This is a genomic window from Burkholderia sp. COPS (assembly GCF_019425585.1).
Lineage (GTDB): Bacteria > Pseudomonadota > Gammaproteobacteria > Burkholderiales > Burkholderiaceae > Burkholderia > Burkholderia cepacia.
This window is the reverse complement of record NZ_WIXR01000049.1, coordinates 79,375-87,643: the sequence shown is the minus strand read 5'-3', so window position 1 is coordinate 87,643 and position 8,269 is coordinate 79,375. Positions and strand designations below refer to the sequence as shown.

Annotated in this window: 6 protein-coding genes and 1 pseudogene; 5 read left to right on the top strand and 2 right to left on the bottom strand. The window is 69.0% G+C overall.

Going from position 1 to position 8,269, the window contains the following annotated elements:
• Positions 1–98: 98 nt before the first annotated feature.
• Positions 99–1,007, top strand: a pseudogene (locus FOZ70_RS31840) (MFS transporter); the annotation flags it as partial.
• Positions 1,008–1,048: 41 nt separating this feature from the next.
• Here the strand turns inward: FOZ70_RS31840 and FOZ70_RS31835 are convergent.
• Positions 1,049–1,969, bottom strand: a complete 921-nt coding sequence (locus FOZ70_RS31835; protein WP_060050973.1) for a LysR family transcriptional regulator — start codon at positions 1,967–1,969, stop codon at positions 1,049–1,051.
• 136 nt (positions 1,970–2,105) lie between these two features.
• Between FOZ70_RS31835 and FOZ70_RS31830 the strand changes: the two genes are divergently transcribed.
• Together FOZ70_RS31830 and FOZ70_RS31825 are read left to right on the top strand one after the other, a co-directional pair.
• Positions 2,106–2,879: a transporter substrate-binding domain-containing protein gene (locus FOZ70_RS31830; RefSeq protein ID WP_219707530.1), complete on the top strand. Its 774-nt coding sequence runs from the start codon at positions 2,106–2,108 to the stop codon at positions 2,877–2,879.
• Between the two features lie 59 nt (positions 2,880–2,938).
• Positions 2,939–4,054: a succinylglutamate desuccinylase/aspartoacylase family protein gene (locus tag FOZ70_RS31825; RefSeq protein ID WP_219707529.1), complete on the top strand. Its 1,116-nt coding sequence runs from the start codon at positions 2,939–2,941 to the stop codon at positions 4,052–4,054.
• Between the two features lie 158 nt (positions 4,055–4,212).
• Here FOZ70_RS31825 and FOZ70_RS31820 read toward each other — a convergent pair whose 3' ends face one another.
• A complete protein-coding gene (locus FOZ70_RS31820; protein WP_042972733.1) occupies positions 4,213–5,199 on the bottom strand; it encodes a LysR family transcriptional regulator in 987 nt (328 codons plus the stop codon).
• A 151-nt stretch (positions 5,200–5,350) separates the two neighbouring features.
• On the opposite strand from FOZ70_RS31820, the gene FOZ70_RS31815 reads away from it, so the two are divergent.
• Both FOZ70_RS31815 and FOZ70_RS31810 read left to right on the top strand, forming a co-directional pair.
• Positions 5,351–6,670, top strand: coding sequence for an MFS transporter (locus tag FOZ70_RS31815; protein ID WP_059648954.1), 1,320 nt, complete (start codon positions 5,351–5,353; stop codon positions 6,668–6,670).
• An 84-nt stretch (positions 6,671–6,754) separates the two neighbouring features.
• On the top strand, positions 6,755–8,269 hold the full coding sequence (locus FOZ70_RS31810; RefSeq protein ID WP_219707528.1) for a M81 family metallopeptidase: 1,515 nt from the start codon (positions 6,755–6,757) through the stop codon (positions 8,267–8,269).

Below are 8,269 nucleotides of genomic sequence, written 5' to 3'. Positions count from 1 at the left end.
GGGGGGCGGTGGGCGCCGGCGTGATCGGGGGTGCGCGCACGTGTGGGGGGGTGGCGGCGTGGCGGGGGGGGTGCGGGGTGGTGTTGGGGGGGGGGTGGGAGGGCTTGTCGGAGGGGTGCGAATTCGGGGGGGCGGCGACGAGGCTGCTCGAACAGGGCGGCACGTCGCGCCGCGCGTTCCGCGCGAGCTGGCAACTCGCGACGCAGGGCGGCGCCGCGCTGATGGGCTCGGGTTTCGCGGCGCTGCTGTCGAACACGATGACGAAGGACGCGCTCGAAAGCTGGGGCTGGCGGCTGCCGTTCCTCGTCGGCGTGCTGATCGCGCCGGTCGGCATGTACCTGCGCCGCCGGCTCGCGGACGATGCGCCCGGCGACCGCCATCACGGGATCGAACGCGGCGTGCTGCACGAGCTGTTCTCGAAGCACACGCGCACGGTGCTGCTGCTGATGCTCACGGTGATGGGCGGGACGGTGTCGACCTACATCCTGACGTTCTACATGCCGACCTATGCGATCCACACGCTCGGGCTGCCGATGAAGCTGTCGATGTTCGTCGGCGTCGCGTCGGGCTGCGTGATGCTGGTCACGTGCCCGCTGTTCGGCTTGCTGTCGGACCGGCTCGGCAGCCGCCGCCTGCCGATCTTCGTCGGCCGCGGCGTGCTGGTCCTGTTGCTGTTCCCGGCGTTCTGGCTGATGAACCATCACCCGACGCTGTCGGTGATCCTGCCGCTGACCGCGCTGATGCTGCTGTTCTATTCGCTCGGCTCGGCGTCGGAAATGGCGCTGATGTGCGAGTCGCTGCCGCGTCACGTGCGCGCGACCGGCATCTCGATCGCGTATGCGCTCGCGGTGACGATCTTCGGCGGCACCGCGCAGCTGATCGCGACCTGGCTCGTGAAGACGACCGGCAGCAAGCTCGCGCCGGCCGGCTACGTGGCCGCGTGCGTGGTGCTGTCGCTGATCGCGGTCGCGATGCTGCGCGAGACGGCGCGGGAGTCGCTGGACTGACGCGCGGCACGGCAAGGCGGGCGGCGGGCTGCAGTACGCGCTTACCGCCCGCGCACCATCCTCAGGTACGACGCGAGCATCGTCGCGAGTTCCTGCGCGGCCGGCGTCAGGGGCACGGCCGCGCGCTGCAGCAGGCAGATGTCCTGCGATTCGGCCTGCTCGCGCACGGGCACCTTCGCAAGCGCGCCGGCGAACGGCCCGTGCCGTGTGATGGCTTCGGTTTCGAGCGCGAGGGAATCGGTCTGGGTGACGATCTGCAGCGTCTCGAACATCCCTTCGACGGTCGCGAGAATCCTCGGCGGCGGCTGGCCGTGCGCGTCGAAGTACGCGAGCAGCCGGTTCACGACCGGGTCGGCGCTCAGGTTCGGCGAGCGCGTGGACACCCACGCGTAACCGGCCAGTTCGGCGAGCGATTTTGCGTGCATCGCCGGATGCCCATTGCGGCACACGACCACCGGCGCTGAAGCACGCAACGGCGTGACCGCGAGATCGGTCGTGTCGGTCTGCTTCGCGACGAGTGCGATCGCGAAATCCACCGCGCTTTCGCGCAGCCAGCCGATCATCATCCGCGACGTGCCGGTGCGCAGGTGCACGTCGACGTTGTCGAAGCGCGCGCGGAACGCGCTGAGCACCGGCGCGAACGCGTCGATCAGCGGTTCGGCCACGAGGCCGAGCGTGACGGTGCCTTCGTACGCGCCGCTCAACTGCCGGATCTCCCGCTCGACCTGCTCGCATTCGCCGAGGATCGAACCGGAGCGCGCGAGCAGCCGCTGGCCGACGGCGGTCGGCACGATCCCGCGATTGGTGCGCGTGAACAGCGTCGCGCCGAGCGTCGCCTCGAGGCTCTGCAGCTGCTGCGTGACGCCGCTCTGCGCGAGATCGAGCGCGCGTGCGGCGGCGCGCAGGCTGCCGTGCTCGACGACGGCCTGGAAGATGCGGAGCTGGGAGAGCGTGAACGCCATGGGCACGCGCGGGGCCGGTGATCGGAAATACCGATCATGATAAGGCAGTCGATGGTTCCGGCGGCGGCCCGTGCCGCCTACGATCGCAGGCAGTCCGGCTGATGCCGTTTGCGTTCCTTCCTGTCCTCCGTCGACCATGAAACGTATTCTCGTCCCGCTCGTTTCCCTGTGCGTTGGCTGGGCCGCCACGTCCGCGTTTGCACTCGACGCGCACGTCGTGCGCCTCGGCATCGATCCGACCTATCCGCCGATGGATTCGAAAGCGCCCGACGGCAGCCTGAAGGGCTTCGACGTCGATCTCGGCAACGAGATCTGCCGCCGCGCGCAGTTGCACTGCCAGTGGGTCGAGCTCGAATTCTCCGGGATGATTCCCGCGCTGCAAGCGCGCAAGATCGACGCGATCCTGTCGTCGATGGCGATCACCGAAAAGCGCGAGAAGCAGATCCTGTTCTCGTCGAAGCTGTTCCGCTTCAAGTCGCGGCTCGTCGCGCGGCCCGGGAGCGGCCTCGGCGGCACGACCGCGTCGCTGGCCGGCAAGCGTGTCGGCGTGCAGTCGGGCACGCAGTTCGAATCGTGGGCGCTCGCGCACTGGGCGACGGCCGGCGTGAGCGTGGTGCCGTACAAGAGCCAGGACGACGTGTTCGCCGATCTCGTCAACGGCCGCCTCGACGCGGCGCTGCTCGGCACCGTGGAAGCCGACTACGGCTTCCTGCGCCAGCCGCGCGGCAAGGGCTTCGCGTTCGTCGGCGCGCCGCTCGACATGGGCGATCGCGGCGTCGGCATCGGCATGCGGCAGTCGGATACGGCGCTCAAGGCGTCGATCGACGGCGCGATCGCGTCGATGCTGAAGGACGGCACGTACGACCGGATCGCGAAGCAGTATTTCGACTTCAACCCGTACGGCGACTGAACGCCGAGCCACCGCGCCGTTGCACCCGCGGCGCCGTTTTCATCCGTTCGAGACCCTCGATGCAGATTCGCACCACGCCACTCCTGTCGCCGTCGATCGGCACGCAGCGCACGCTGACGAGCTTTCATTTCGGGCCGGCCGGCACCGGCCGCAAGATCTACCTGCAGGCCGCGCTGCACGCGGACGAGACGCCCGCGATGCTCGCGGCGTTCGTGCTGAAGCAGCGTCTCGCGCAGCTCGACGCCGAAGGCCGGCTCGCGGCCGAGATCGTGCTCGTGCCGGTCGCGAACCCGGTCGGCCTCAATCATCATCTGCTCGGCCAGTTCATCGGCCGTTTCGATCTTGCGAGCGGCCGCAACTTCAATCGCGGCTTCCTGCCGCTCGCGGACATCGCCGCGCGTGCGCGCGACCGGCTCGGCGACGACGGCGAACGCAATCGCGCGATCGTGCGCGAATGTGTCGGCGCGGCGCTCGACGATATCGCACCGCGTACGGAATTCGATGCGCTTCAGCTGGCGCTGCTGAAGCTGTCGTTCGATGCCGAGGTGGTGATCGACCTGCATTGCTCGCTCGAAGCGGTGATGCACGTGTACACGAGCGATACCGCGTGGCCGCAAGTCGAGCCGCTTGCGCGCTATCTCGGCGCGCAGGTGTCGCTGCTCGCCGAGGATTCGGGCGGGCACGCGTTCGACGATGCGCATCATCTGCTGTGGTCGCAGTTGCGGCAGCACTTGCCGGCCGGCACGCCGATCGCGGCCGGCACCCTGGCCGTGACGGTCGAGTGCCGGGGGCAGCGCGACGTCACGTACGACCATGCGGAGCGCGATGCCGATGCGCTCGTCGCCTATCTCGTGTGGCGCGGCGCGGTATGCGGCGAACGCGTGCCGCTGCCGCCGCTCGCCGCGCCGGCCACGCCGCTCGCGGGCAGCGAGCAGTTCTACGCGCCGGTGAGCGGGATCCTCGTGCACCGCGCGGCGATCGGCGCGACGATCCGCGCCGGCGATCCGCTGTTCGACATCGTCGATCCGCTGACAGATGCGATCACGACGATCTCGAGCGGGACCGACGGCGTGTTCTACATGCGCCGCGCGATCCGTTTCGTCACGGCCGGCGCGCCGCTCGGCCGCGTGACGGGTGCCGTGCCGGTGCGCAAGGGGATGTTGCTCGGCGCGTGACGAGCGGCGCGCGTCGCGCGCGACGAACCCGACCTGTATGAGATCGTCGAGAAACTTCGGTTTCCTCAGATAATCGCTCGTCGCTCGATCCCGGCCTGCACCGGGCCGGCCGCCCGGAGACGGCCGGCGGACGCAGGCCGCATCGTCAGCCGGGCCGTTCACGGCCCGCCGCGACGCACGGCAGCACGCTTGCCTGACTTGCCGCGCGCCGTTGTCCCGCGGTTGCGGCCGCCCGCGTCCGAAAACATCTTCATGTCCCGAAGGATGCCGCGCAGCAGCGTATCGGCTGCCACCCCGAGCGTGCGTCCGGCCTTGACCAGCAGCCGCGCGTTGGCTGCCTCGAGCAGCGGATGGGCGACGGGAACGGCGACGAGTTCTCCCGCCTCCAGTTCCTGATAGGCCGCGAACGCGGCGAGCAGCGTGACGCCGTCGTTGCGCCTGACGAAGTGGCGCAGCACGGCCAGCGAGTTGGTGGTCAGCGTCGGGTGGAGCTGGATGTTCTCCGCATAGGCGAGCATCTGCACGGCCTGCCCGAGACCGAACGCCGGCGGCATCAACGCGAGCGGATACCCGGCGAGTTCGTGTACCGCGACGGGCCGGCCCCGCACGGCGAGCGGGTGCCCGGGATGCACGAGCGCCACCACCGGCTGCGGCGCGGTGGCGACGTACTCGATGTCCGGATGCGCCGGGGGATTGTAGGCGAGGCCGATATGCGCGCGGCTCTCGGCGACTTCCTGCAGCAAGGTGCTGACCGGAAGGATATCGACGGTGACGTCGAGCTTCGGATAGCGCGCGCAAAAGTCGGTGAGCACCTCGTCCATCAGGCAGTCGATATAACCTTCGCTGGTGGCGATGCGGATCTGGCCGTGTTGCAGGCCGTGCAGCGCCTGCAGGCGGTCTTCGAACAGTTCCTGCTGGGAGCGGCAGCCGCGCCAGTATTCGAGCAGGTGCGCCGCGGCTTCGGTCGGCCGGACGCCGCGCGGCTGGCGCTCGAACAGCGGCGCCCCGATTTCTTCCTCGAGGAGCCGGATCTGCCGCGTGATGACGGACGGCGACGTGTTGATGCTGTCGGCCGCGCCGCGGATCGAGCCGTGCGTCAGGACTTCATGGAAATAGCGCAGGCGGCGCTGGTTCAGTTCGCGCATGGTGTCGGTCCGTTTGCCGTGGAAGCGTTGCTCGTTGAGCAACGATAACTCGCTTAGGTTGCTATTGCGCTGCTTTTTCGGCTCCTCGACGATTCGAACGGAGTCGATCATCGATGCGGGATTCGAAGCAATACGCCCTAAAGGAGAGCGCATGTCCGCCATTCCATCCCCTCAAGACCCGGTCGCGCCCGACAGCCCGGCGCATCAGGCCCTGTACCGCAAGCTGAACTGGCGCCTGCTGCCGTTTCTGCTGCTCTGCTACACGTTCGCCTATCTCGATCGCGTGAATATCGGGTTCGCCAAGCTCTCGATGCAGAGCGACCTGGGGATCTCCGATGCGGTGTACGGGCTGGGCGCGGGCATCTTCTTTCTCGGCTATGTGCTGTTCGAGATCCCGAGCAACCTGCTGCTGCCGCGGATCGGCGCACGCAAGACCATCAGCCGGATCATGGTGCTGTGGGGCCTGACCTCGGCGGGCATGATGTTCGTCCACGACGAGACCACCTTCTACGGGATGCGCTTCCTGCTCGGCGTGTTCGAGGCCGGTTTCGCGCCGGGGATGATCTTTTACCTGACCTACTGGTATGGCCAGCGCCGCATGGCCGGCGTGATGGCGGTCGTGATGCTCGCGGGCCCGATCGGCGGCGCCTTCGGCTCGCCGCTGTCGGCGTGGCTGATGACCGGGCTGTCCGGTGCCCACGGCCTGGCCGGCTGGCAGTGGATGTTCATCGTCGAAGGCCTGCCGTGCGTGCTGCTCGGCGCGCTCGCACTCAAGGTCCTGTCCGACCGGCCGGCCGACGCAGCCTGGCTGACCGACGACGAGAAGCGGTTGCTCGCCGCCGAGCTGCACGCACCCGGCGCCGGTCATCACTCGTTCGGACAGGTGTTGCGCGACCCGCGCGTGTACCTGCTGGCGTTCGCGTACTTCACGATCATCTGCGGGATCTACGCGGTGAGTTTCTGGCTGCCGTCGATCCTCAAGGCCGACGGCGTGACCGACACGATGCAGATCGGGCTGTACTCGATGATCCCGTACGTCTGCGCCGCGATCGCGATGATCGTCATCGGCCGCCGGTCGGACCGCCGCGGCGAACGCCGTTTCCACAGTGCCGTGCCGGCCCTGATCGGCGCGATCGCGCTGGCCGTGGCGACGACGGCCAACGGCAATCTCGTCGTCTCGCTGGTCGGCATGACGATCGCCACGTCGATGATCTGGGCCGCGTACACGGTGTTCTGGGCGATTCCGTCGCAATACCTGAAGGGCGACGCGGCCGCGGGCGGCATCGCGCTGATCAATACGATCGGCCTGATCGGCGGCTTCCTGAGCCCGACCATCATCGGCGCGATCCACTCGGCGACGGGCAGCATGGCAGCCGGCCTGCTGGTCATGGTCGCGCTGCTGGTCGCGGGCGCCGCGGTGCTCGTGGCGAACCGGCTGCCCGCGCCGCACGACGCGTTGGCGACGGCGTGATATCGCGGGCCCGCAGGCGCTCGCGACCTCCGTCGCGGCGTGGCGCGGCCCGTGCCTTGACTACCTGTTTCCGGAGACACGTTTTTGAACACGCGGATCTTGATTGCCGGCTTTCAGCATGAAACCAATACATTTGCGCCGTCGAAAGCCGCTTACGCAAACTTCGAGCGCGGCGAGGGCTTCCCGGCCATGGTGCGGGGCGACGACGTGCTTGCCCTGCGCGACGTCAACATTCCCGCGGGCGGATTCATCGTCGCGGCGGAACGACGCGGCTGGACCCTGCTGCCGGTCATCTGGGCGGGCGCGAGCCCGTCGGCCCACGTGACCGAGGATGCGTTCGAGCGCATTGCCGGCGAAATCCTCGCGGCAGTTCGCAGCGGAGGCTACGACGCGGTGTACCTCGACCTGCACGGCGCGATGGTCGCCGAGCATACCGACGACGGCGAAGGCACGTTGCTGGAGCGCGTGCGCGCCGCGGTCGGCCCGGCCGTGCCGGTGGTCGCGTCGCTCGACCTGCATGCCAACGTGACAGCGAAGATGCTGCACGAGGCCGACGCGCTGGTCGCCTTCCGCACCTATCCGCATGTCGACATGGCCGAGACCGGCGAACGCGCGGCCGTGCTGCTCGAGCGCCTGCTCGTCTCGCGGGCGGCGGGTAGCCGCCCGCTGCATCGCGCAGTGCGGCGGCTGCCGTTCCTGATCCCGATCAACGGCATGTGCACGCTGCTCGAGCCTGCGCGCGGCATGTATGCGGAGCTCGCGGCGCTGGAAACCGGGGCCGTGGCGTCGCTGTCGTTCGCGCCGGGTTTTCCGGCGGCCGATTTTCCCGAATGCGGCCCGGTCATCTGGGGTTACGGCGACGACGCCGCGTCGGCCGAGGCCGCCGTGGAGGCACTCTACGACAGGATGCTGGCGGACGAGGCCGCGTGGCAGGTGCCGTTCCTGTCGCCCGACGCCGCCGTGCGCGAAGCGATGCGGCTTGCCGACGGGGCCGACAAGCCGGTCGTCATCGCCGATACGCAGGACAACCCCGGCGCGGGCGGCGACTCGAACACGACGGGCATGCTGCGGGCATTGCTGCGCAATGGCGCGAGAGAGGCGGCGATCGGCCTGATCTGGGACCCCGCTGCCGCGGCGGCGGCTCATCGCGCCGGGGTCGGGGCGTTCGTCGAGCTGGCGCTCGGCGGTGTTTCCGGCGTGCCCGGCGACGAGCCGGTCCACGCGCGTTTCGAGGTCGTGAAGTTGTCCGACGGCGTATGCCGGTACGACGGCCCGATGATGAACGGCATGCGCGCGGATATCGGCCCCGTCGCCTGCCTGCGGATCGATGGTGTGCTGATCGTGGTGAGCAGCGGCAAGGCGCAGATGCTCGACCGCAATCTCTATCGCGTGGGCGGCGTCGAGCCGGAAGCGATGCGTATCCTCGTCAACAAGAGCTCGGTGCACTTTCGCGCCGATTTCCAGGGGATCGCCGAGGCGGTGCTCGTTGCCACGGCGCCGGGCCCGATGACGGCCGATCCGGCCGAGTTGCCCTGGACCCGGCTCGCTCCGGGCATCCGGATGAAGCCGATGGGCGACGCATTCGCCGGCAACGGCTGA